Raw genomic sequence first — 25,410 nt, 5'->3', positions numbered from 1 at the left:
CACTGAAATAAGAAGAGTCGGTCGATAAGCCGGGTTCTGTCGCGGGCAATCATTCATCTGGGACGTGTGTCACCACACGCCTCAAGCGACCTACCCGAATCCCATGTGGGCCACACGTCTTAGCCATTATAGCTAAATGGATTCCTATTTGGTCTTGCTCCGAGTGGGGTTTTCCCTGCCACGACTGTTACCAATCGCGCGGTGCGCTCTTACCGCACCATTTCACCCTTACCTTAAATCGGCGGTATATTTTCTGTGGCACTTTCCGTAGACTTGCATCTCCCAGGAGTTACCTGGCACTCTGCCCTTTGGAGCCCGGACTTTCCTCCCTTTGCAACTGCAAAGAGCGATTGCCTGACCAACTCTGTTATCAATAGTAGCAGAGTGCCTACCGAAAGACCACTATTTGGGGGTAATAAATTGAAAAATGCTATTGAGAATTTTAGGCTAAATTAATTAGAAATCACGAGTTCCAATAAATTCATCGTCAAAATAGCGCTTCAACTTAGTCCGTAAAGTTCCACGGCTTACACCAAGAACGCGTGCTGCTTTTGATTGATTGTAGCGAGTTAATTCCATAACTGTGCGAAATAAAGGTGCTTCGACCTCTTCAACGATCAATTGATATAAATTCAAATTAGAATCTTTATTATTAACGCTCGTCAAATACCCCTTAACAGCACGAATTACTTGATGTGAAAGTGCTTCGCTGCTTTGCACCATTGTTTCTGTGCTCATTTAAGTCTCCTAGTACAAATTAATAAGTAAAATTATGCCCAGTACACACACTCACCGAACACCATGGTCTATATAGTATCAAACATCTCAAAGAGTGTAAATATTGTTTTATTGATATTCATTTATTAAGGAAATATTAAGTTAAAAAATTCTACCATTTTAACTGTTAAATGGACAAGGTGAATTTATTAATTAATTAAATCGCTGCATTTTACGGTTCGCTCATTATCAGAAATATAAGTACATTAGGCATCTTCGAAGGAAATTCTTTATCAAATAATGAAATACTCCCCGATAACATAGACAGGTATTTTTAATGCTATAGCTCTTAAAATGGATAATTTGTTTGAAGTTTCTATATTCATAAAAAAAATAGAGCAAAGCGCGCCGTAGCGCGCAAGGCAGATTCCTTTTTAATCATTTATGGAAAGCATTCCGATTTATAAAAACTTCGGGGATATTACCTTGTCTTATTTCAAAGCAGGAGAAATAGTTTGCAATAAAGATTTAAATACTTTAGGAGTTCCTGCAACAATATCCCCGTATTTAATAAAATCATCCCCACCTTGTAAATCGCTAATTAACCCACCCGCCTCTCTAATTAATAGTGAGCCTGCAGCAATATCCCAAGGGCGTAAACCAAACTCCCAAAAACCATCCAATCGTCCACTCGCTACGTATGCTAAATCAAGGGCAGCAGATCCTGTTCTTCTTATGCCAGCACATTTACCCAATAATGCCTCTAATGTAGGTAAGTATCTTTGTGCAACGTTAATATCTCGTGAGGGAAATCCTGTCCCTAGTAATGCGGCCATAAGTTGTGTTTGTTTCGAAACACGAATTCTTCGGTCATTTAATCGAGCTCCCCGCCCACGACTTGCAGCAAAACACTCATGCCGTAATGGATCATAAATAACCCCATGCTCAATCCTTCCTTTAATCTTTACCCCGATAGAAACTGAAAAAAAGGGGAATCCATGTAAGTAATTCGATGTTCCATCTAAAGGATCAATAATCCAAATTGTATCTCCATCCCCTTCTTTTATCCCGCTTTCCTCAGCTAATATTCCATGCTCTGGATATGCCTTGCAAATGGTATTAATAATAGCCTGTTCTGCTTTAATGTCTACTTCGCTAAAATATTCATGGTTATTTTTAGCGGTAATTTTAAGACGATCCACTTGCTCCATATGACGAATTATTATATCACCGGCTTGTCGTGCTGCATTTACTGCTATATTTAAAAGTGGTTCCATGAATATACTCTATGTAATCTACAAAGCTGGCGATTCTATCATACTTTTTTTGCACAAAGAGAGTTAAATGTTATGATCGCATGATCGAAATGCATTAATTACTATTTTTTATGAATCTAAATTCTATTCGCATCATTTTAGTAGCAACCTCTCATCCAGGTAATATAGGCTCAACAGCTCGAGCAATGAAAACTATGGGTTTAAAATCACTTTATTTGGTGAAGCCCAAATCCTTTCCTGATCTGCGTGCACAAGAAATGGCTGCTGGAGCAGATGATCTTCTAGAAAGTGCTGTAGTTACAGAATCATTAGACAACGCTTTAGTGGGATGTCAACTTATTCTAGGCACTAGTGCAAGACCTAGAGGAATTTCTTTACCCGGCTTAACCCCCTCATCTTGTGCTGACTTAGTTAATCAACAAGCAGATAATACAGAAATTGCTATTGTATTTGGGAGAGAACACGCAGGTCTTACTAATGAAGAACTGCTAAAATGTCATTATCATATAAATATTCCAAGTAATCCTGAGTACAGCTCGCTAAACCTAGCCCAAGCCGTACAAATTATTACATATGAATTACGTATGAAATTGTTAGCACCTAAAGCAGAAGTAGCGTTACGACAAGATGATTATGCGACTGCAGAAGAAATCGAACAGTTTTACGAACATCTCAAAGAAGTTTTTATTAAAATTCAATTTTTAAAAGCTTCTAATCCACGACGCCTAATGCAACGAGTCCGACGACTATTTAATCGCGTAAGCTTAGAGAAAATGGAAGTGAATCTTTTAAGAGGAATGTTAAGCCAAGTGCAAAAATCAATTGAATGGGCAAGCAAAAGAGGCAGGAGTGAACACGATCATTAAAAAACCAATTTATCTTGATTATATGGCTACAACACCTGTTGATCCACGTGTTGTAACGCGTATGCTTTGCTATTTAGGACCTGAGGGAGATTATGGTAACCCTTCATCAACTACCCATGAATATGGTCGAATCGCAGCACATGCTGTAGAACATGCTCGTGCACAAATTGCTGAGACAATTCATGCGTCGCCTCAAGACATTGTGTTTACATCGGGGGCAACCGAAGCAAACAATTTAGCAATAATCGGCGCTGCCCACTTTTACCAAAACAAAGGAAAACATCTAATTACAATGAGTACAGAGCATAAAGCTGTACTCGATAGTTTTAACCGCTTAGAAAAGGATGGTTTTGAAGTAACTTATCTTAAACCAGAACCCAATGGGTTATTAGATCTTGAACTATTAGCGCAAACATTAAGGTCTGATACAATTTTAGTATCTATTATGCATGTAAATAACGAAATTGGGGTTATCCAAGATATTGAGGCTATAGGTTCTTTATTACGCCACAAAGGAATTATTTTTCATGTAGATGCAGCACAAAGCGCGGGAAAACTCTCAATTAATTTAACTCAGCTGTCAGTGGATTTAATGGCGTTTTCAGCACATAAAAATTATGGTCCCAAAGGTATAGGTGCATTGTATGTGAGACATAAACCTAGAATACGCCTTCAACCCCAAAGTTTTGGTGGGGGGCATGAAAGAGGCCTACGCTCTGGTACATTGGCAACCCATCAAATCGTCGGCATGGGGGAGGCATTTGCTTTAACTGAACACTTGCGTCTAGAAGAACAGGGGCGTATCTTAAGTTATAGTAAACGTTTATGGAATGGCATAAACCATTTACCAGGTATTCAGCTTAATGGTGATGCACATAAACGAATCGCTGGAAATTTGAATATAAGTTTTGCAGGATTGGATGGTGACTCGTTACTTTTAGCATTAAATGAATTAGCGATTTCTACTACTTCAGCATGTAGCTCTGCAAGCCTCCAACCCTCTTATGTGCTTAAAGCCTTAGGGTTAAGTGATGATCTTGCACAAAGTACGTTGAGGTTATCCATTGGGCGTTTTACTAAAGAAGAAGAAATTGAACATGCAATTAATACAATTTGCACACAAGTCACTCGATTGCGCGAAATATCGCCATTATGATGTATAATAAAACAGTACAAGATTACTTTTTTTTACCAAAACATGTAGGTGTCATTGATCTCAATCATGCTCTTGCCGTGATGGTAAAAAATAGTCAAAAAAACCAGGGAACTATTGAGTTTTACATGCAATGCAACTCAGAGGGTAAAATTCTGCGTACTTGTTTTAAAACTAATGGCAATCCCTACGTGATTGCGGGTCTGGAATGGTTATGCAGGCAGTTAGAGGGAAAGGCTGTAGATAATCTACCAACGATTGATCATTTGGTAATTATTAAAAACCTGGATATTCCAATTACCCAATACCCTATAGCATTAAGAATCATAGATATTTATAAAGAAATCATGCTTTTAATAAAAAATAAACCTCTTACATAGCCAGTAGATTTTGCTTCATTGCAAATAATCAACTGGAAAATGAGAGAGGTCTTCACATAAATTGAGAGGTAGTATCATGAGCGTTATCATGCATCATGCAGAAAATAAAACAACTGAAATCAGTTTTACTGATGCAGCTTTAAAACACGTAGTATCTTATTTACAAAAAAAACCTGGACATGCAGGAATCCGCCTATCAGTAAAAAAAACGGGCTGTTCGGGTTTATCCTATGTTGTGGATTATGTGTTGGCACCACTGGAAGGAGATTTAATTCTACCGTTAACTGAAGAATACGTTGTCTGTGTTGATAAAGCCAGTTACCCATTTCTTAAAAAGATGGAGGTTGATTATGTCAAACAAGGATTAAATCATAAGTTCGTATTTAACAACCCCAACCAAACGGGTCAATGTGGTTGTGGGGAAAGCTTTACTGTCGATTAAACATAATCCGCCAAAGCACAGTATAACCGAAACCCTATGCCAGCGAGATCCCGGTCTCAATAATTTGAAAGTGTCTGATTAGGTTCTCTTCTTTCAACATAATAAACCCTCTGCTTTCACAGAGGGTTGCGCTATTCTACGTCACAAAAAGCCCCTGTTTTTGTTATTTAAATCCTTGTCTTGCTCCAAAACTTAAGGGCAATTCATCCGCCATAGCCGTACCAATATTTTTAGTGACGCGATCAAATAGGTTTTGTTTATGAGTGTAATCAATAACTTCTGGGACATTAATAATTTCACGAGCCAATTGTCCGCTGCTTGCATATCCGTCAATTAAGCCCATAGTTAGAGCTTGTTCACCAGTCCAGAAAAGTCCTGAAAAAGTTTCATCATCAATGTGCAAGCGGCTTCCTCTCCCCTCTTTCACGCGATTAATAAATTGCTGATGTACTATATCAAGCATCGTTTGTAACTTTTGTTTTTCAAAATCGGTTTGCGGAGAAAATGGATCTAAAAATCCTTTATTAACACCGGATGTTTGTAATCGGCGTGAAACCCCGATTTTATTCATCAGATCCACTACTCCAAAGCCATTATATAAAACGCCAATCGAACCAACCATGCTTGCAGGGCTTGCATAAATAGCATCAGTAGCAACAGCTACATAATAAGCAGCAGAGGCACAAGCATCGACACAAACCGAATAAATTTTTATATCAGGATGTTTTTTTTGATAATATTTTATCGTGTTATACATATATTCAGCCTGTACCGGACTACCTCCAGGGCTATTAATACGCACAATTAGTGCTTTTAATCCTGAATTCTTATAAGCCGCATCAAGGCCTTTCGCAAAATCATCGGAGTTGGCAGGTTTTGCATCAGCCATTTCACCATTAATGTCAACAATCCCAACATGTGGCTTGGTATTGGTTCCCCCCTCTTCATTTGTGCTCGCAGAAAATTGATAAACAATGTAGGCAATAATTAATAAATAAATGACACGCATGCACCATTTCCATCTGCGCTTTTTTTTCGTTTCTTTCATATAATCAATGATGATTTGATTCAGTAAAGCCTGTGAATCCTGACTCGAATTAGAAGAAATATCATTTGTCATATTAAAATCACTTGAAATTATTTAATTAAGCCTCATTTTACGGTAGATAAAAGAAAATTAACACCCATTAAAGAAGGTGAATCGTTATGAGAATGGATAAACTGACATCAAAGTTTCAAATCGCTTTAGCAGATGCACAGTCTCTAGCATTAGGAAGAGACAATGGATTTATAGAGCCTGAACATTTAATGAAAGCACTTTTGGATCAGGAGGGAGGCAGTTGTAGACCTTTGCTCAGCAAAGCTGGGGTGAATATCCCTCTATTAAGAACTTTGCTCGATCAAGCCTTGGATAAGCTTCCTAAAGTATCTGGTATGGGGGGCGATATTCATATATCCAATGCTTTAAATCGCCTATTAAATCTTACTGACAAATTAGCACAACAAAAAAAAGATAATTTTATTTCCAGTGAACTTTTTATTTTAGCCGCAATAAGTGAAGAAGGCGTTCTTTCGCGCATGCTCAAACAAGTTGGCGGTGACGTTAAAGCTATAGAAAAAGCCATAAATGAGTTAAGAGGTGGAGAAACAGTCACCGATCCTAATGCCGAAGAACAGCGACAAGCGCTTGAAAAATATACTTTGGATTTAACAGAACGCGCAGAACAGGGTAAATTAGATCCCGTAATAGGACGCGATGATGAGATTCGTAGAACCATTCAGGTTCTGCAAAGACGCACTAAGAACAATCCTGTTTTGATAGGTGAACCAGGAGTAGGTAAAACCGCCATCGTTGAAGGATTAGCACAACGCATTATTAATGGCGAAGTTCCAGAAGGTTTAAAAAATAAACGATTACTTGCTCTAGATATGGGGGCATTAATTGCTGGAGCGAAATTTCGGGGTGAGTTTGAAGAGCGACTTAAAGCGGTACTCAATGACTTAGCCAAGCAAGAAGGTCAAATTATTCTCTTTATAGACGAGCTCCATACTATGGTTGGCGCCGGTAAAGCAGAAGGAGCAATGGATGCAGGAAATATGCTTAAACCTGCTTTAGCTCGGGGTGAATTACATTGTATTGGTGCAACTACATTAGACGAGTACCGACAATATATTGAAAAAGATGCGGCTTTAGAGCGACGCTTTCAGAAAGTTTTGGTTGAGGAACCTAGTGTTGAAGATACCATAGCCATTCTTCGTGGATTAAAAGAACGCTATGAAGTCCATCATGGCGTTGAAATTACCGATCCTGCGATTGTTGCAGCTGCTACTCTATCACACAGATATATTACAGACAGGCAGCTTCCAGATAAAGCGATTGATTTAATCGATGAAGCAGGAAGCTTAATACGTATGGAAATCGATTCAAAACCCGAAAGTATGGATAAATTAGAGCGACGTTTAATTCAATTAAAAATTGAACGTGAAGCACTGAAAAAAGAACATGATGAAGCCTCTAAAAAACGACTTGAAGATTTACAGCATACTATCGACGAGCTGGAACACAATTACTCCGATTTAGAGGAAGTATGGAAAGCTGAAAAAGCAACCATGCAAGGAGCCACTCAAATAAAAGAAGCGCTTGAACAAGCAAAACTTGAAATGGAAACCGCACGGCGAGCAGGAGATTTAAGCCGGATGTCTGAATTACAATATGGACGAATTCCAGAACTGGAAAAACGATTAGCACAAGTGGCAACGACCGAATCGCAAGAAACCAAATTAGTCCGTAATAAAGTAACCGAGGATGAGGTTGCAGAAGTTGTTTCCAGGTGGACAGGAATCCCTGTAGCTAAAATGATGGAAGGCGAAAAAGAAAAGTTGTTGCGAATGGAAGAAGTACTTCATAATCGCCTCATAGGGCAAAATGAAGCCATTGAAGCAGTCTCTAACGCCATTCGTCGTTCACGGGCAGGCCTGTCTGATCCTAACCGTCCTATCGGATCATTTTTGTTTCTAGGGCCTACCGGTGTTGGAAAAACAGAATTGTGTAAGGCCTTAGCCACATTCCTTTTTGATACCGAAGAGGCGATGGTACGCATTGACATGTCTGAGTTTATGGAAAAACATTCTGTTGCCAGGCTAATTGGCGCACCTCCTGGCTATGTCGGTTATGAAGAAGGCGGTTACTTAACAGAGGCCGTACGTCGCAGACCCTATTCAGTCATTTTACTTGATGAAGTGGAGAAAGCACATACCGATGTGTTTAATATTCTTCTCCAGGTAATGGACGATGGTCGTTTAACTGACGGCCAGGGACGTACTGTAGATTTTCGAAATACCATTATTGTAATGACCTCAAATCTTGGTTCTAATCTGATTCAGGAAATGGGTAATAAATTCAAATACGAGCAAATCAAAGAAGCAGTAATGGAAATGGTCCGACAACATTTCCGCCCTGAGTTTATTAACCGAATTGATGATACCGTTGTCTTCCATGCCTTGATTAAAGAACAAATCGCAAAAATTGCTGCCATACAAATTAGCTATTTACAAAAACGCCTAAAACAACAAGACATTCATCTTGAGGTCACACAAGAAGCGTTAACGCATTTAGCGGAAGCAGGATTTGACCCAGTATATGGAGCAAGACCGTTAAAACGTACGATTCAGCAACAATTGGAAAATCCTCTAGCCCAAGCAATCTTAACGGGAAGATTTAAATCGGGTGACACCATTGATGTAACGTATCAAGATGCGGAGATGAGGTTTGCTGGTCACGAATAGATCATTCAATTAATGAATTGGTAGCCTGGGTGCAGCATCTGAATCTTCTACACATCTTGTCTATCGCAAATAATACATGATCAAATTATTTCTTTTGCAGAAGGAGACGGTATTGAGAGCATCGTCACCCTCTGTGTAAGCAGGGGATCTCGTAAGCGTATGAGTACAAGATAAAGTTTAGAGCAAAGATTTGTTACTTTTAGACCTTCAGCTTTTGCGGAAGGCGAGGGTATTGAGAAGTCCGTAACCCTCTCTCTTGATGAGATATGCTCAAGAGACAGCCGCAGCATAGCAGAACCCGGGGTTCGCTATGCTGCGTCCAGGCAACGATGAATCCCCAATATGAAAGATCCCCCCATGATCTGTGACACAATTTCTATGTAAACTTTTTACTAGAAGTAAATTCATTATCCAAATCTTTGTCTAAACTTGCATCTTTTTTCTTGAATATAGAATAATAATTTTTTGCTACTCCTGAAGAGAAGCCCCATGAGTGCTCTCTTTGTCTACCTATATTTATAAAGTCTTTTTTCGCTTCTAAAAAGTTCTCGCTTTCTCGTGCTTTTTTTATAATATCTAATTGTTTTGCCACAGTTGCTGGAATTTTCTTTTCTTTACCATCTACTAGTACTGTATGTTTATGCCATTGAAATCCAACATTCCAATTCTTGGCAAGTAAATATTTCTCAGCTTTATCCAAAAAGAGTTTAGCTTGATATTCTGGGCTCTTTTCATTTTGGTTTTTAAGCTCTTTTATTTTTGTAGATATACCACGGATTTGTTGCAGATAATCTACTTTAGGATCTTCTTTTAGTAAATCGTGCACCACATTTTGGTATTGAGCAATTTGGATTAGAGGTTCACTTAGTTTTTCTGCTGCGACCAATTGACGATGAACCGTACCAACCTCTAACACAGGATCAATCCTCCGCACATCATCCTGAACAATCTCTAAAAGACGCTGCACAGAAGGATATTCATTTCGTATGATATCATCATTTAGAATTGAAAAAGGATCATTGTCACGCACATAAACATCGATAATTTTTTTCAAATCTTTTTCAATGAGATGTTGATATTGCTTCGTTATAAATTCTGTATCGAAGGAATCCATTTCTTTAAGAACAGGATGAATATTTTTCTGATAGATATCAGGTCTTTGTTTCATTGACTCTGTGTAAAACATTACCCGAGCTACATCATGCTTTTCTTTAAAATGTGCTTTATTTTCTTTTACTTCCAATGTTTCGAGTTTCCCTGTAAATAACCCTCCAACAATCATCGATCGTAACAATTTCGCCTCAGGAGTTACAAAAGTTGCTGAAACATGTTGGGAAAATTTCTCATCCATTGCGATAATTTCGTTTAATTGAGCTTTTAATTTATTTAACTGAGAGCGTAAAACGTTTTGTTCTAGTTGTGGATTTGAGTTTATTAATTCTATAAGATTATTGTTAATTACTTCTAAAGCCTCACGTGTATCATTATAATAAGTTTTCACAAAATCATTTTGTAACTCTTTTGGTAATTCATTATAACGCTCGATAGCAGCTGCAAGAAATTGTTCCTTGTAATGTTTTTGTATTGTTGGATCGGGGTTTAACTCGGCTAATTTCCCTAGTATTGTAGACATCTTGACATGTAATACAATCGGCGAATGTTGAAATCCATGCTTTGCAAAATTAGGGATGTTATTATCGTTTAAGTAAGACTTCAAGGTCTTATTTAAACTATCTGGGCCATAACTTTGTGGAGCATTTGCTTTATCTCCATTTAAGTAAGCAATAACGCCATTATAGACACCCATCTCATAATTGAAATCAACCATATAGCGAAAGGAATCCTCTCCAGGATCACTAACTTTAATTGCTCTATAGTTACTGTGTTGATGAGTTTGCTCAATAATGACTTTATTATCATCCAGAAATAAGACATCGTCTTCATGCAGCAGATCTTGTCTCTCGTACTTTGCCTTCTGTGCAGCCAATCGACTTTGATAAAACACTTCGATTTGAGGGATATTTTGTCTCAAATACTCCTTATGAATCTTAATGTTCTGTATCAAGCCATCCCATTGTTGCAGATCTCCATATTTTTTCTGTAAACGCTCCGGTTTATCGGCATCAAAAATTATATCTTTTAATATCGTTTGTAATGAGGGTCTTGGGTCTTTAAGTGAATCAGAGCGCATTAGGACTTCGGCCAATTTAAATAAGTCAGTCCAAATTTTTTGTTGTTCTATAAAATCAGTGATTCCTATATTTTTTGTAAATTCGGGGTTTTTAAAATCCTGTAACACTCCACCTTCAACACTTTGATAATAATTGCTTAGGTTTTTAAGTACATGATAATGCCTTCTTATTGAGTCTAATTTTGTAAATTTACCGGCGATTAATCGTGTCTCAAGCGAATCAATTTTCTGTTGTATTTTCTCGATTTTTTGGCGATAACTTTCTTTATCTTCTGCTTCGACCATTTGACCTTGTAAGATTTGAATTTCTCGTTTTAATTGAGGAACTTTTTCTTGCGCATATCTAAATATACTTTCTGCTTCATGCCGTAAAGACGGAGTTTCTAAAAAAGTTAACATATTCGAAATATCAATTCCCGCTTTCTCTCTGATTATCTTTTTTAATTGTGCGACAGGCGTTTTCTCTTCAGCATCTAAACCCTCCGTACGATTGGTAGCAAGGGCTACTTCCATACCATGTTTTTTGGCATACTCCAATACCTTGATTAACTCTTCTGCTCGTTTGAGTTCATTTTTTTCTAAATCAATAAGTGTATCATCCACATCAAATACAATGAGCTTAGGTCGTTTCGGATACTTCACCTCTTGTAATTTTTTCGTTTCAACACTCGATAAAAAATAATCAATTTCATCTTGACTCTCTCGAGCAATGCCCGATTTAACGGCATCGCGCATTGATTTTACTTTCAAAGCATTTTCCATAGATTCACTATGCTTTTGTATTGATTTGGCAAGAAGCTCTTGATTTGACTCATCTACATCAAAAACACTTTCAATTTGCTTTTCAATTTTGTTTATTAATTGATTGATCAATCCATTATTTTGTTGGCTATTGCTCCTTTTATATTCTGTTTTCAATTCAGTAAAGCGTTTTTTTAGCTCTCTAAACTCAAGGCTCTGAGTTTGAAAGTCTCGCTCAAGACGTAAAAAATCTTGGTTTAGATTTTCAAACTGCACTCTAAGATCAGTTTTACTAATAAGAAATGGAGTATGTTTTGCAATGAGTTCAATCACTTGTTGTCGTGCTTTTTCATATTCTTCCTGAGTTGGTACTTTACGTTGTTGCGATAAATCAATCTTCTCTTGCACGGAAGGTTTTTTATAGGTACTAGCTAATTTAACAACATCCTCTAATAATAGATTGATTTCTTTAGAATAAATACCATCTGCATCATCACCAAAATATTCTTTGGGAAGCTCTGTGGATGCAGCTTCTAATAAAGTTATTCCTAAACCAGCCACAAAGTCCTCTAGACTTTCTTCGTGATCTGGTTTTACCTGTAAAACTACCCCTTTAAATAAGTTTTCAGTCTGCTCTCTTTTTCCTTGAAATATTTTATCTAGCGTTGATAGGATGGCTGGAGGAGGCATATCCTCTAACTTTGTATGAGCAAATATGGTTTTGAGTGCAGTAAACTGTTTTTTAAATTCATCCCACTTTTCCGGATTAAGTTCATTAGTGGAGCTCAATTTACTTAGCTGTTCATAGAGCCAGCCCATTTTCGCATTTATCTGTTGTGGTTCTACTTCAAGATGCTCATAATCCAAATTAAATAATTGTTCTGCTAGATTACTCTTTCGTTTAAATTCTTCATTAAGCACCTTATTATCATCAACTTCTGCTTTTTCTAGAAGTTCGATGCGTTGTTTACATTGAAGATATTCTTTTTTTAAACTCTCGAACTTTTCTTTTGTGAATGTCTTAAAATTGCCTTTAATAATTTCATCTACTATTCTATTGATGCTTGTTGAAATATCTGAAAAGACTATGTTTTTTAATGGTTTTTTTTCTTGAGGCATTAATTTTTGATAATTTTTTAAATAGGCATCTTGTAAATGAGAGACAAATAAAGATACATATTTTTCATCTTTTGGAGGTTCATTAATTAAATTTAATTGGCTAAGAAAATCTTGATATGTTCCATGACTGGCTTGTAAGTCAAAAAACAACTTCAGTTGTACTGGATCCTTATTTTCTTTAAATGCACGTAATAAGAAATCACCAGAGCTCTTTATATCCTTTAATAATGTTTTCGTTTGTTCACTGATGATTGTGTTGTCACACACATGAGTAACCCATTGTTCTAGGTCTTCAGGAGCAATCGAACTGAGCTCTTGATATTTTTCCATCAATTCAATAAATTCTTTGTTCTCATCATTTACTCTCTTTTCAGGCATACCCTTCTGTTGAATGTACTTATCAATTTCTTGCTTTAATAGGGCTCCATAAATGACATAACGCTCAAGGTTTGCGCCTTTTTCTGGATGGGAAATATCTTCGTGAATTTGATATCCAGCTTCTTCAATATAATTTTTTTGAAATTCAGTTTCGATAAAACTCATTGAATCTGTGCTAGTAGTTTTCTCAACTCTCATCTGAGCGAGTCGTTCATCATGAGACAATTGACCGTATTTAGGATTTAAGGATGCTAAAAGGTAAGCAATTTGAGCACTACGTCCTTTTCCTCCGCGACAATGTGTGTGAATACTTTTTTCAGGAGCTGTTGTCTTACTCACTTCTTTGACATAGGCTAATTCTTCTGGAGTTAACTCCAAGGGTTGCTTATCTCGAATGGGAAAATGATGGATTTGGATTGGATCACTTCCATTAATGCTGATTTCATAAGTTATAAATCGTCCTACTTTTTTAATAGGGTCAGAACTAATATGGATATCCTTAAGTTCAGGAATATCTGGAAGTTTTACATTCCCATCAGTGTCTGGTATGAAATAATTAATAAAGTCCTGTTCTAAGGTTTGATCTTTTATTATATCCCTACTTTTCGAAACACCATCTTGTGGGTAGTATGGGAACACTCTACCCATGGCAAATACATGAGCTACCTTATTAGTACGTAAATTATTTAAATAATGTGCAATATCACGTTGCGCTTCGTATTGCTCGGGGTTCTCTGGATCTGTAAGTGATTTCGCAGAATGAGGCCCTGCGGAAATTGAAACATTGGTGTCTTTAAATTTAAAATACCCCATTCCCAACATTTGTTGTGCTGGACCTGTTAATTCCATACTCAATGGATGAGTAAGTTTAAAGCTTGGAAGAGGCCAAAAATCTGCAAAACTTTCTTTATCTAATCCTTTTTGTGGCTGATGAGCAGTTATATACATGAGTTCATCAAGTATTTCTTCTACTCTGTCTATTGATTTTTGGTCAGTTTTTCCACTTAGAGCAGCTTCCTCATATTGAAGACTTACTGTATCTTTATTAGTTTTATCAGAGAGATCATTAATTACAGTGGCAATAACACTTTCAAAAATGAGCATTTCTCGAAATGATAGATGTTTGAACCCACATTTTAGCAGTCGTTCTTTAACTCGACCTTCATCGAACACTATCCCATATTGACGAGCTACTTCTTGATTTACGGAACCATCTGAATTAAATACTCCATAAGCATCAAGCTCACGCAAAGATGAAGTTTTAGATCTTATTTTTGCTAGTTGTCTATCAAATACAGCTTTATCTAACTTATTAGGATCTGCAAATTGTTCACCTAGGCGAATCAAAAATTCACGTTTTTCTATTTCTGTAAACATATTAGCTCTCAATTCAACGGATTATTCTTTCTTATTATAATCCACAATGATTAATTTAAAATTAATATGAAAATGTTTTTAACATTTACCGCATTGCCTTAAATTAACTGTTTCCCAAGAAACAAACAGAGTAAGTTCGAATCATCTTGACTCAACCTCACTATGCAATGATTGGTTTTGGATGGATCTGCCAGCCGAAATAAAACTTAGGTTTTGTGTATTGATTTAGATATTTGATTTAGCAGTAATATTTAATCGTGTGCGATACACCTGAGAGGGCGCCATTAATTATAAAAACATTAAATCCCGGAACACGATGTTCACAATCCGGGACTTTTTTAGAAAACCTCCCAGATCATATTAATGCAATTGTGTTCTCAGAACTTTCCACGGATTTTGCTTTGGTCAACTCTTTCTCTGTTCGTGCCAGGAGAGTCTCCATTTTATCTCTCCCACCGAAAAACTCACAATCTAAAACTACTCCTGGTTCATGTTCAAGAAATTGTTTGAGAAATCTAATTCCATTAAACATATCATTTTTGCTTAATTCATCCAAGGAGTACTCGAGACCTAAAGCCTTTTGCAAAATAAACAACAAATTGTCATCCATGCTTCTTGGCTGCTGTAATAATAAAACATATCCGCCAAAAAGCTTATAACTGCATTTCTGATCATAACACTCCTTAATCTTAGATAATAAAGTGCTGTAATCGGTAGATTCAAGATTATCTTGAATCCAAGGTGTGTAATATAAATCATATATTATATTTCTTGATTTTTCTGATTCAACATGCTTAATAATGCTGGTGTTAATTGCCTCTTCATTTAATACCCTAAAATTATTAAAATCCCTGTGCTCCTTTGCTACCGCTTTACACCATTTTTCAATATCTTTTTCAAGTTGTTGTCGTTCATTTTCAATTTGCTTTATTAGGGATTGGACAAAAGCAATTGCCTTAAATCGATGCAAAACTGCAGCACCACGCCTCGTTTGTTGCTCGATAATATCCTGTAAGTATTTTTGGAAATTTGCATCTAGAGCAAAATGAGGATACTTCATGTATCGAAGAACTTTTTCTTGATCTTCGATAAGCATATTATCACGAAAAACCTCTAATGCGCGTACAATGGTAACAACATCAAGAATCTTTAAGTCATCCTCTTTGAACTTCTTTTTAGGAATGTACTCTATCTCCCTAAATTGTAATGCTCGTCTTATCGCCAGGAACAATTTACAATTAGTGACATCACATGTGCCAAAGTAGGTCCAAGATGCATATCCATTATAATCATCATACTCTTTGATTAACCGAAAATAGCGATGAATTAAAGCGCCTAACAAAAACAAAGTGCCTTGAGTGGTTTTTTCTTTATCCTCTTTGGGAATTTGTCGCAATTCATTAACTAATAAGTTAAATACTTCGCGTTGACTCTCTCTATCGGTCTTACACTTTATAACTTCATTTGTTCTGGCTATTAATACTTCAAGGCTGGTTTGTTGCACTGAATCACTACTTCGTACATCAACCACTTTATATCTTCCTAATAAAGTAGAATATGCAGTATCCAGGTTAAAAGTATTGACTCTAAATGTCGCAAATGGTGGTGGGGTATAAGTCATACAACCTCCTTATTACATATTCAATCCCAAAGAGCCCATGATCCCTCTATAAATACCGTATAACGTTGAAGAATCCTTATGAAACGATAAGTGTTTAGCCTCATGAATATCTTTTTGAATTGTTACTCCTAATCGTGTATTTAATTCACTATATGTTTCTTCTTCACGTCGTTCATAAACAAAAGTGCAATAATAACTAAGATCGCTCAGACACGAATCAAAGAATCTCTTATCTATCTCTTCGAGTGATTGCACCCCCAAATGACTACGAAACAGATCAATCAAAGGTTGATGCAAGTAACTGTTTATTATTGAGCTATATTGAAACCACTTTAACAAATAGATCCCAATAATCACTCTGGTTCTATATTCATTGAACTCCTCAAGAGTTAACTTAGGATCCCTTTTGACGTCTTTAATATAATTGAGTAATTCATAAGTCTCATCTAAACTCAGGGCCAGGAGACTTATGGTACCCGCAACGTCCATGGCAGCATTGTCAGGAATGAGTATTGAAAAAAAACTTAAACAGCCTGTCTGTTGTCCATAAGATCGTGCCAAACACATCGCTAATCGTTTTGCTTTTTGCTGAAAACTGGCAAACTGAGTCATTGCATCCCTCCTGCAAATAGTGACCCGCAAAACTGCAACGCGTCATTTATATCCTAAAATGTAAACGCCTCCATTTTTTATAACAACCAATAAAAAATATTGCAACTATTAATTTAACGAATTGAACATAAAAAGAATTAAGCGTTTCTTTTTCTAAATCAATGCTTGAGTTTTAACTGTTCAATGTGCTGTCATTTTATTAAAATTTTTATCAATAACGCTACATTGCAAAACGCTCATCAATTGAAGTAATTAGCTTTTGATGAATACCGTTAAAACCACGGTTACTCATAACCAATACAGCATCCCCTGCCTGTACTGCTTTTGAGACTTCATTAACAATTTCATCATGGCTTTTACAAATGGTATAAGGGCAGGTCCAATGATCCAGGGTTTTATGCAAATCAAAATCTTGGGGCTCTAAAACATAGGCACCATGAACTGATTCCAATGCGTGTGCCATTTCAGTAGCATGAACGCCGGTACGCATGGTATATGATGCAAATTCCAAAACTGCAAAAATTCGTTGATGCCTATTACTCCCTTTTAAAGCATCAACAGTGCGTCTTATGGCTGTAGGATGATGAGCAAAATCATCATAAACGGTAATACCATGCATATTGGAACGAACTTCCAATCGCCGTTTCACAGGCGTAAAACGTTCTAAGGCTCTAGCAGCTACTTCTGGGCTCACTCCGGCATTTACGCTCGCAGCAAGCGCGGCTAAACCATTTTCCACATTAAAACGGCCAATTAAGGGCCAATTGACTTTTGCGACTTCCTTTCCCAGATACAATACTTTAAATGCCGAACCATTATCTTCAAGTAATTTTGCAGACCATTGTGCATCACCGTCCAAAGAAAGCTCTTCAATTCGTGAATACTGACCACGCGCAATAACTTCATTTAGTGCTTGATCATGACAAGGTTTGATCGCAACACCACTTGCAGGTATCGTTCTTAAAAAATAATGAAACTGTAATTGAATTGCGGCAAGATCAGTATAAATATCGGCATGATCAAACTCTAAATTATTTAAAATAGCTATTCTTGGTCGATAATGCATAAATTTAGGACGTTTATCAAAAAAAGCACTGTCATATTCATCTGCTTCAATTACAAACCATTTTCCTGAACCTAAACACGCACTGGTTTTAAAATCTGATGATACCCCGCCAATCAAAAAACCAGGATTCAATCCTGCTTGATGTAGAATCCAAGCAATCATAGAAGTGGTTGTTGTCTTGCCATGTGTACCCGAAACAGCGATCACTTGAAATTTGGATAAAATGTTTTCGGCAAGCCATTGGGGTCCTGAAGTATAGGGTTTTCCTGACTCTAGAACAGCCTCCAGTACAGGCATCCCTCTTTTAATTGCATTACCTACAATAATTAAATCAGCCTGTAATGCATAACGTGTATCTACATAACCTTCAGTCCAATCTATCCCTTTTGCCTCAAGCAAATCACTGACAGGTGGGTAACAATTAGCATCGCTGCCAGTGACTCTATGCCCTGCTTCACGAGCAAGCAAGGCTAGTGCGCTCATAAATGTTCCACTGATACCTAATATATGTAAATGCATAATAATCCTTATTTCATTGTAATAAAGAAACCGTCAAAATATTAACAGCAACTAAACCAAAAGTAGTTAGTAGCGCTTGAATCATAGTCACATTTAATGCGAACTTATAAATATTAGCTGTAATAACAAATTGCCAAACCGATAATCCCAAATTTAAAAATAAATAAATAATTCCCAGAAATAAAAATAAGGGGTTTCTTGAATGAACCTGAGATAAATAGGGTGCGATCAGCAACAAAGGAACAACTAATATATGGATAATAATGTTGATAATAAATAATGAGGTTAACACTTGTACAAATCTTGTTGCTAAACCCTTAAACGATAAAACCAGATAAGTATAAATGACGTCTGAACCAATCAAGCAACAAGAAATAAGCGCAGTATTTGCCATATCATCTGAAGAATTAAAAGAAGTAACATTCCATTCCGTCATGATGAGTAAAGCCAAAAAAAATCCACTCAAAACCAATCGAGAAACAGAATAAGGGGTATTTTCAGGACTCTCTTTTAATAAACAGATATCCCAGTAACTATCGAATATAAGATGAAACATTTATGTCTTCATTTTAGAAGTTAGAGTATTCGTCCTCTTGCCATTAAATTAGTCCACTACTCTCTTCATTAGTTTCTTCACCATGCTAAGCTGCTGAATAACAGGTTCGTTCCATGGCCCTGATATTTTATAACTGTACCCAGAAATTTTTTGCATACTTTGACTTATAATATTATTCGCAACCCATGCTGCAACACCAGCAACAGGACCACCTGCAATAGTCGCGACCACAGGTAAACTTGCTGTTATATGGGGTGAGATCTTTAAGTTCAAATTGTAAGTATGCTTGGGTAAGTTTAAATCCCCTTTCATACCAGCATAAGCAACTGGACCATCCAAATAACTGTCCTGGGTGCTCATGATTCCCTTGTTAATCATGAAATTTCCTTGAAAAATGTCAAAGCTGTACCCTTGATGTGACAAATCACTAAAATCCAATTGCAATCGACGAGGAATGGTCTGTAAACTCAAAATACTTAATAGCTTACCTAAACCTAGTTTTTCTTCAGTTGCCTTACTTAAATGAGTAATTCTTCCATTTTTAAGTTGGAGATACATCTCTCCATTTAATGCGGCAAGAGAAAAATTATATATTCTATTTTTCCACCCACCATGAAACTCCATATAACCTTTTTTAGCATGGACCGCAGGGGTTATATTCCAGCGCTCCAGAGTTTTTGATAGTTGGGTCATATTTAACTTAACATCCAGTTTTGTTTGGTTGACTTTATTTTTTTCGGTCCACTCTCCCTGGATATCAAACTGATAAACTGGAGAATCAATTCGGCAATAATTGATTGACCATTTTCCGACACTGGATTGACTTTTCAAAGTAATATTACCAATTTGTATTTTATTCACTGATAAGTTATCAATACGCAAATTAAGATTTGGAATTTGATCTGGGTGTATTTCTACTGCATCAGCATAATCCTTATTAGCAACATAGAGTTTATCCAAATTCAAATACTGGACATGGCCACTCAATTCGTTGGTTGGTGCATGATAAACCAAATCTGCAGCAATCATTTTTTGCTTTAAATTAAAAGACCAATCCTTATTTGGCAGTATTTTTGCTTCAATTGCCATAGCATTGAATTGTTGTTTTAAAAAGCTAAATTTATCAATGGTTATATTGATGATACGTAGTTTATTTAATAAAGATGTATTCGTTGTCTTTGTAGAGAATTGAGTATATATGTTCCTCCAATCATGTAAATCAAAACCTTTTAATGATCCTACCAGTGAAAGTCCTGGTAAATTCTGATTTACCGCGTTTGCACTTCCCAAGCGCAACTGCCCTGAACTAAAAGCCAAACCTAGCTTTTCGTTTTTAAACAACAGATCAGCGCTAAGCCGCACATCATAATTCCCTCTTAGCCGCATTGATTTTTTAGCATTAAAATCAATATTTAAATTTAGGGGAGTTTTTTCATCAGCCTTTTTTCCCAGGGGGGCAGGTAAATGAATCGCTAATCCCTCCAAAGAGCTGCTTAAACTAATACTATCCCCTTCAGAAGGTTTATCCGTGAGCTTTAATTCTGCATTCACTAAAAATGAACCATCAGCTAAATCAAAAATAGGTAATTTAAATTGATCCTTTAAAGACTCAACGCTACATTTTCCATTAATGGTAATTGTTGTAGCTGGTTTTGGCTGCTTAACAGATTGAACTTTAATTTTCATTGGATTTTCAAGAATATTAGCAGACAAGGAACTATCAGTAACGCCTGCTTCATTGAACATTAATTCACCTGATAAATTTTTAACAGTAAATTTGCTTAATTCATGATTCACAATAATGGTATTATTTTTAAAAGTTGCATTTCCCTGAGCAAGCACTGTGTCATTTTCAGGATACAAAGGAGCTTCTACCCTTAAATTGAGTAATGCTGTTCCTTTAACAGACAACATTTTCAAAAGAGAAAGTTTTGTCTTAAGGGGAGAAGACATAATATAATTCATCATTTTTTGAACAGATGCATTAATTCTTCCAGTAACAATCAGATTTTCCTTATTGTTTCCTATATCATCAATACGCAAATGCATTTGTTTGGCTGGAACTCCCTGAAAATTAGCATGAGTAATATCAATATTTAAATTACGCTTATTGAGGTGAATGTATCCATCGATGTCTTTAATCACTTGCCATTTAGAATTGATGGCAAGCTCGCCCCCACTTGCAAAACTATCTATAGTAAACTCCCCTGTATTATCATCAAAGGGAAAATCCTTCGCTAAACCATTAAGCCTAATCCGACCACTCGCTTCAGCAATACGTTTTAAATCATTTTTTAACCAGAGATATAATTTGGGTTTCAAGTATTCTTTAGGAAGAAAAGCAACCCATTGCTGCCAATTTTTCCCGGAAAATTCGGCGCCCAAACGAATATGACCTATAGACTGACGACTCACTTGATCGACAACACCTTGCATACTCATGGTCAATTCAGGTTGACTAATGACAAATCGATCTATGCTAATACGCATACCGTCATTCAAGTCCTTCCAATCAAAAGCACCATTGAGTAATGATAAAATTTGCTCTGGATAACCATTTACCTTTATGGAGGTATTTTCAGAGTCAAGTTCTAAACGTCCCTGGTCAGGTTGCCAGTTAATCACCCCAGAAAGGTTATGTACTTCCGGGATAGAATCTTTAGCACTCCATCCCAGCTGTTCAAACCGTGTTAAAACATAATTAATGGAATAATTATTAAAAACCATCTCATTATCATCTTCTTGCAAATTATCTTTAGTATTTTTCTGGTTCTCATTGTCAGCAAGTTCGATTTGAGGTAATTCATCTGCACCAAGTGTCAACGTCTTAAAATTCGGAATGGAAGGTATACTTGAAACATTAGTGTTCGCTGTGATCATTATTTGAGAATCGTGCAAGAATCCCTGAGGTTTCATAACTAAAAGAGCTTGCATACTTTTAGGCCAGTCAATTGCATGGGACAGTAACGATTCAATGATTATTGATTTCACGAATAATTGATAACTATGTTGATCCTTTTTGTATTTAAGTAATATCTGATTTTCAGGCCAACTTATTCCTCCCATACGCAATTGAATGTGATCAGCAAGTAATTGCCATCCCACATTATCAGGCTTCCAAGATAAGTTTGCAAAAAAAGACTGAACCAATTGGCTTTGTTGATTACGTAACAAACGCCAAGCCAAGCGTTTAAAATCCACTTGTGCTTGTACCGAAGTTATCGAACCATGACGCATATCAACCCATAAAGCAATGTTACCTTTACCGCCCTCAAGATGTTCCGTAGCTTGAGGAAATAAACTTTGCCATTGAGCAGGTACGATATTTTTAGCTGAGAAATAAAACCTCCCTTTTATCTCTTCAAAATGATCCGAATCAAAATACCCATCTCCTAATAACTGAAAATCAGTGCTGTTCGTTTGAGCGAGTCGTGCTCCACCCTTAAATTTATAATGTCCACCGCTATTGGCTACCGATACATTTAATCCATCTACTGGAATCAAACCACCATCGCTAAAATAAAAATAAGCTGAAACATGTTTAATAATTAAACGCTCTTGTTGTGATAACCAAATTAAAATTTGTTTGGTTTTTTCGGGGGTCATATCACTATTGAGTGCATTAGTAGTAATACCATCAATGGTCCAATGAGCATCTTTTTCCCTTAGATTAAGATGCATATCATCAATATAAAGGACTCCTGGCTGTATTTGCCAATTCCATAAGGATTTGAATAAATTAATTCCTACTAATAATTTATTGACATGGAAATTTTTATTTGAGTCATCGCCTAAAGTAACTTGATTTAACTTAAGTACAGGGTGAAACCAATACCACCCAGTCTCTATCGTTTGAATGGTAACTGGCTGGCCGAGAAGAAGGGATAAATGTTGCTCAATCTCTCCTTTATACTCTTTTGCCCATGGAGTCAGTGCACGGAAAATGCTGGAAAAAACAGCCATAAAAATAATGAAGACTGCTAAATACATCCAGACTCGTTTAAATACTTTACTCACGCTTGGGATTCGGTTACTCATTAGTTGTTTTACTATACCATTGCTTTCTTGCTCATACTACATTTTAAGCTTTATACAGTGTAACCTTCCTCACGCATTTTCGCTAATTTATAACGCAAAGTTCGCTCACTTACTCCTAATAAAGCAGCTACCTTTTGCCTGTTACCTTCATTTTCTAATAATGTTTTCTCAATCAATTCAAATTCATGGACTTGTAAGTTTTTACTGTGTGCAGTTGAATTTGTATCTGGAACTAAAGGGGCGGTTAAGGATAACTGTAAATGTTCTGCTTCGATAATACCTTGTGTTTGTAACACTAATGCTCTTTGAATTACATTATCAAGTTCTCGTGCATTTCCTGGCCACGGATAAGCTAACATCAACTTTTGTGCAGCTGGACTAATTACAGGAACTACGGGTTGCTTATGCTGGCAATGTTTACGAGTTAAATAATTGGCTAAAGGAATTATATCATTTTTTCTTTCTCGAAGCGGATGCCATTGTAAGGGAAAAACATTCAAACGATAGTACAGATCCTCTCTAAAACGTCCGGCTTTCACTTCATCCTTAAGTAGTCTGTTTGTTGTAGCCAAGATACGGACATCAAGGGTTATTGTTTTATTAGCTCCAATACGCTCTACTTCTTTCTCTTGTAAAACACGAAGCAATTTCGCTTGTAAACTTAAAGGCATTTCACTCACTTCATCCAGAAGCAAAGTTCCGCCTTGCGCTTGCTCAAATTTTCCGGGAGTAGACTTATATGCCCCGGTAAATGAACCTTTTTCATAACCAAATAAAGTTGCTTCAAGCATTTGTTCAGGAATTGCGGCGCAATTAATTGCAATGAAAGGTTGTTTTTTTCGTGGAGAATGATCATGGATAAAATGTGCCAACACTTCTTTGCCCGTTCCACTCTCACCGCTAATCATAACTCCTACATCAGATCGAGCAACTTTTAATGCCATAGACAATAGAGCCTGGCTTTTAGGATCTTGGGCTATGGGTTCTCCAGTATTTTCATCAAATTCAACTTTTATGTATTGATTGATTTTTTCAGTTAATACCTGGGCACTAAAAGGTTTTTGTAAATAATCCACTGCACCGTGATGAATAGCCGTCACTGCATCTTGAACAGAACCATAAGCGGTCATTAAAATAACCGGCAACCCCGGTCTTTTTTTTTGGATTTCCGATAATAACTGATTTCCATCCATCTCATCCATACGGATATCAGATAAAACTACAGATGGATTATGTATTTCAAGAAGAACTAAAGCTTCCTTGCCATTTTTAGCTGTAATATAGGTATGGCCAGAAATAGTCATTGTTTCAGCCAGAGCTTCCCTTAATACCGGATCATCTTCAACGATTAAAACATGACTCATAAGATTTCCTTTTCTAAAAGTTAGTACCCTTACTAGGGTAAAAACAAATTAACTTGTGTGCCAATTCCTTCCGTAGACTCCAAACTCACTCGACCACCATGCGCTTTTACTACAGCATAAACAACTGCCAAGCCCAGGCCATTACCTTGAGCTTTTGTAGTATAAAAAGGTGAAAAAGCTTGATTCTTCACCTCTTCTGTCATTCCTTTTCCATTATCTTCAACTGTTATTTGTATACCTGAATTGTCAGTAGATGCAAGTGTTAAATTAATTTCTGTTGCCTCTGATTGCAATGAATTGATCACCAAGTTTAAAACTGCGCCAAGGAGTGACTCCCCATGGATTAATGCCTCACAGGTAATAAGTTGATTATTTACATTAAAGGTTACGCCACGGGCCAAAACATAGGGTTGGGCTCGTTGCACCAGTAAAGAACACCAATAAGTTACATCCATGCGTGTGGGTTCGATTGTAGTACCGCGTGCAAATAATAATAAATCCTGAATTTGTTGCTCAATGCTACTATGACATTCTTGTAATCTAAGAATCCAATTTTGAGTGCGAGAATCCAAATCAAGAAGATTATTCAAATGCTCTGTATACAACATAGCTGAAGCTAGAGGAGTTCTGATTTGATGGGCAAGCTGGGCTGTCATTGTACCAATAGAAACTAAACGCTTTTCATTTTCTTTAGCTTTTTCATAATCACGTGTTGCTGTAATATCGGTTAAACTAACTAAAATACCCGGTAAGCTATCTAAAGTAGCAACTGCTACATGAACACGCCGTCCATCTGCAAGAGAAACCTCATGACCATCATCAACACGCGGAACAAACGCACGCAATATCACATCCAACCATAAGGAACCAAGTAATCCATAACCTAACATCGCCTCTGCAGGCGGGTTTAACCAGACAATGCGTCCTTGGGAATTAATAATAACTAAAGCCGTAGGCAAACTAGATAGAATATCCCACTCAGAAAGAGGTATTTGTGGTTTTACAGCACAAGTTTGGTAATTAGAATAATGCATGCTAGATGAAATTATTATAATTAATTTATTGACTCTAACAAATTTAGATTCAAATGAGAATATCTAAAAGTTATGTAATTAAGACATATTGACAATTCATCCCCACCACCTACGGACCACGACTTGTTTGCGGCATCCAGACGCTGGGGATGAATTGTCAACACACCTTACTT

The 25,410-nt window shown here is 36.7% G+C and carries 16 protein-coding genes and 1 other RNA gene; 5 read left to right on the top strand and 12 right to left on the bottom strand.

The genetic code is table 11. The features are described 5' to 3' along the window. Positions 1–9: 9 nt before the first annotated feature. The 3 genes from rnpB to EKG34_RS10380 all read right to left on the bottom strand — a co-directional run bounded on the left by rnpB (position 10) and on the right by EKG34_RS10380 (position 1,994). Positions 10–366, bottom strand: an RNA gene (gene rnpB, locus EKG34_RS10390) — RNase P RNA component class A. Between the two features lie 90 nt (positions 367–456). Then, on the bottom strand, positions 457–738 hold the full coding sequence (locus EKG34_RS10385; RefSeq protein WP_003636152.1) for a helix-turn-helix domain-containing protein: 282 nt from the start codon (positions 736–738) through the stop codon (positions 457–459). A 470-nt stretch (positions 739–1,208) separates the two neighbouring features. Further along, positions 1,209–1,994, bottom strand: coding sequence for an inositol monophosphatase family protein (locus tag EKG34_RS10380; protein ID WP_003636151.1), 786 nt, complete (start codon positions 1,992–1,994; stop codon positions 1,209–1,211). Positions 1,995–2,104: 110 nt separating this feature from the next. On the opposite strand from EKG34_RS10380, the gene trmJ reads away from it, so the two are divergent. The 4 genes from trmJ to EKG34_RS10360 all read left to right on the top strand — a co-directional run bounded on the left by trmJ (position 2,105) and on the right by EKG34_RS10360 (position 4,835). Next, entirely contained in the window at positions 2,105–2,860 is a 756-nt protein-coding gene (trmJ, locus tag EKG34_RS10375; protein WP_003636148.1) for a tRNA (cytosine(32)/uridine(32)-2'-O)-methyltransferase TrmJ, read from the top strand. Further along, positions 2,853–4,016 carry an IscS subfamily cysteine desulfurase gene (locus tag EKG34_RS10370; protein ID WP_085956289.1) on the top strand — a complete coding sequence of 388 codons (1,164 nt, stop codon included), beginning with the start codon at positions 2,853–2,855 and terminating at the stop codon, positions 4,014–4,016. Before trmJ ends, EKG34_RS10370 begins: the two co-directional genes overlap by 8 nt. Beyond that, the gene (locus EKG34_RS10365) at positions 4,013–4,393 is read left to right on the top strand and encodes an iron-sulfur cluster assembly scaffold protein (RefSeq protein WP_012979287.1); all 381 of its coding nucleotides are present in this window, start codon (positions 4,013–4,015) and stop codon (positions 4,391–4,393) included. Before EKG34_RS10370 ends, EKG34_RS10365 begins: the two co-directional genes overlap by 4 nt. Positions 4,394–4,469: 76 nt before the next feature. Then, positions 4,470–4,835 carry a HesB/IscA family protein gene (locus EKG34_RS10360; protein WP_003636142.1) on the top strand — a complete coding sequence of 122 codons (366 nt, stop codon included), beginning with the start codon at positions 4,470–4,472 and terminating at the stop codon, positions 4,833–4,835. Positions 4,836–4,998: 163 nt separating this feature from the next. Here EKG34_RS10360 and EKG34_RS10355 read toward each other — a convergent pair whose 3' ends face one another. Further along, positions 4,999–5,955 (bottom strand): S49 family peptidase, encoded by a 957-nt coding sequence (locus EKG34_RS10355; RefSeq protein WP_003636140.1) that lies wholly within the window; start codon positions 5,953–5,955, stop codon positions 4,999–5,001. Between the two features lie 86 nt (positions 5,956–6,041). On the opposite strand from EKG34_RS10355, the gene clpB reads away from it, so the two are divergent. Then, the gene (gene clpB / locus EKG34_RS10350) at positions 6,042–8,621 is read left to right on the top strand and encodes an ATP-dependent chaperone ClpB (protein ID WP_003636138.1); all 2,580 of its coding nucleotides are present in this window, start codon (positions 6,042–6,044) and stop codon (positions 8,619–8,621) included. 376 nt (positions 8,622–8,997) lie between these two features. On the opposite strand, the gene EKG34_RS10345 is transcribed toward clpB, so the two are convergent. The 8 genes from EKG34_RS10345 to EKG34_RS10310 form a co-directional block, all read right to left on the bottom strand. After that, the gene (locus tag EKG34_RS10345) at positions 8,998–14,427 is read right to left on the bottom strand and encodes a protein-tyrosine phosphatase family protein (RefSeq protein ID WP_003636135.1); all 5,430 of its coding nucleotides are present in this window, start codon (positions 14,425–14,427) and stop codon (positions 8,998–9,000) included. A gap of 355 nt (positions 14,428–14,782) precedes the next feature. Then, positions 14,783–16,048, bottom strand: coding sequence for a hypothetical protein (locus EKG34_RS10340; RefSeq protein ID WP_003636133.1), 1,266 nt, complete (start codon positions 16,046–16,048; stop codon positions 14,783–14,785). 12 nt (positions 16,049–16,060) lie between these two features. Next, positions 16,061–16,660, bottom strand: coding sequence for a hypothetical protein (locus EKG34_RS10335; RefSeq protein WP_003636131.1), 600 nt, complete (start codon positions 16,658–16,660; stop codon positions 16,061–16,063). 220 nt (positions 16,661–16,880) lie between these two features. Further along, positions 16,881–18,245, bottom strand: a complete 1,365-nt coding sequence (gene mpl, locus EKG34_RS10330) for a UDP-N-acetylmuramate:L-alanyl-gamma-D-glutamyl-meso-diaminopimelate ligase (protein ID WP_003636129.1) — start codon at positions 18,243–18,245, stop codon at positions 16,881–16,883. Between the two features lie 13 nt (positions 18,246–18,258). Next, positions 18,259–18,801 carry a hypothetical protein gene (locus tag EKG34_RS10325; protein WP_003636127.1) on the bottom strand — a complete coding sequence of 181 codons (543 nt, stop codon included), beginning with the start codon at positions 18,799–18,801 and terminating at the stop codon, positions 18,259–18,261. 48 nt (positions 18,802–18,849) lie between these two features. Continuing rightward, positions 18,850–22,839: a YhdP family phospholipid transporter gene (locus tag EKG34_RS10320; RefSeq protein ID WP_012979288.1), complete on the bottom strand. Its 3,990-nt coding sequence runs from the start codon at positions 22,837–22,839 to the stop codon at positions 18,850–18,852. A gap of 50 nt (positions 22,840–22,889) precedes the next feature. After that, positions 22,890–24,203 carry a sigma-54-dependent transcriptional regulator gene (locus tag EKG34_RS10315; protein WP_003636123.1) on the bottom strand — a complete coding sequence of 438 codons (1,314 nt, stop codon included), beginning with the start codon at positions 24,201–24,203 and terminating at the stop codon, positions 22,890–22,892. Positions 24,204–24,235: 32 nt separating this feature from the next. Continuing rightward, positions 24,236–25,237 (bottom strand): sensor histidine kinase, encoded by a 1,002-nt coding sequence (locus EKG34_RS10310; RefSeq protein ID WP_003636121.1) that lies wholly within the window; start codon positions 25,235–25,237, stop codon positions 24,236–24,238. Positions 25,238–25,410: the final 173 nt, after the last annotated feature.

This window comes from Legionella longbeachae (assembly GCF_004283175.1).
Taxonomy (GTDB): Bacteria; Pseudomonadota; Gammaproteobacteria; order Legionellales; family Legionellaceae; genus Legionella; species Legionella longbeachae.
Note: the sequence above shows the minus strand (reverse complement) of the source record. Positions and strands in the feature narration are given on the sequence as shown.

What these genes read in the sequence shown, in the direction of transcription:
- EKG34_RS10335 (WP_003636131.1), bottom strand. Translation starts at nt 16,660, where the DNA reads ATGACTCAGTTTGCCAGTTTTCAGCAAAAAGCAAAACGATTAGCGATG.
- EKG34_RS10320 (WP_012979288.1), bottom strand. Translation starts at nt 22,839, where the DNA reads ATGAGTAACCGAATCCCAAGCGTGAGTAAAGTATTTAAACGAGTCTGG.
- EKG34_RS10315 (WP_003636123.1), bottom strand. Translation starts at nt 24,203, where the DNA reads ATGAGTCATGTTTTAATCGTTGAAGATGATCCGGTATTAAGGGAAGCT.
- EKG34_RS10310 (WP_003636121.1), bottom strand. Translation starts at nt 25,237, where the DNA reads ATGCATTATTCTAATTACCAAACTTGTGCTGTAAAACCACAAATACCT.
- EKG34_RS10385 (WP_003636152.1), bottom strand. Translation starts at nt 738, where the DNA reads ATGAGCACAGAAACAATGGTGCAAAGCAGCGAAGCACTTTCACATCAA.
- EKG34_RS10345 (WP_003636135.1), bottom strand. Translation starts at nt 14,427, where the DNA reads ATGTTTACAGAAATAGAAAAACGTGAATTTTTGATTCGCCTAGGTGAA.
- trmJ (WP_003636148.1), top strand. Translation starts at nt 2,105, where the DNA reads ATGAATCTAAATTCTATTCGCATCATTTTAGTAGCAACCTCTCATCCA.
- EKG34_RS10355 (WP_003636140.1), bottom strand. Translation starts at nt 5,955, where the DNA reads ATGACAAATGATATTTCTTCTAATTCGAGTCAGGATTCACAGGCTTTA.
- EKG34_RS10340 (WP_003636133.1), bottom strand. Translation starts at nt 16,048, where the DNA reads ATGACTTATACCCCACCACCATTTGCGACATTTAGAGTCAATACTTTT.
- EKG34_RS10365 (WP_012979287.1), top strand. Translation starts at nt 4,013, where the DNA reads ATGATGTATAATAAAACAGTACAAGATTACTTTTTTTTACCAAAACAT.
- clpB (WP_003636138.1), top strand. Translation starts at nt 6,042, where the DNA reads ATGAGAATGGATAAACTGACATCAAAGTTTCAAATCGCTTTAGCAGAT.
- EKG34_RS10380 (WP_003636151.1), bottom strand. Translation starts at nt 1,994, where the DNA reads ATGGAACCACTTTTAAATATAGCAGTAAATGCAGCACGACAAGCCGGT.
- EKG34_RS10325 (WP_003636127.1), bottom strand. Translation starts at nt 18,801, where the DNA reads ATGTTTCATCTTATATTCGATAGTTACTGGGATATCTGTTTATTAAAA.
- mpl (WP_003636129.1), bottom strand. Translation starts at nt 18,245, where the DNA reads ATGCATTTACATATATTAGGTATCAGTGGAACATTTATGAGCGCACTA.
- EKG34_RS10360 (WP_003636142.1), top strand. Translation starts at nt 4,470, where the DNA reads ATGAGCGTTATCATGCATCATGCAGAAAATAAAACAACTGAAATCAGT.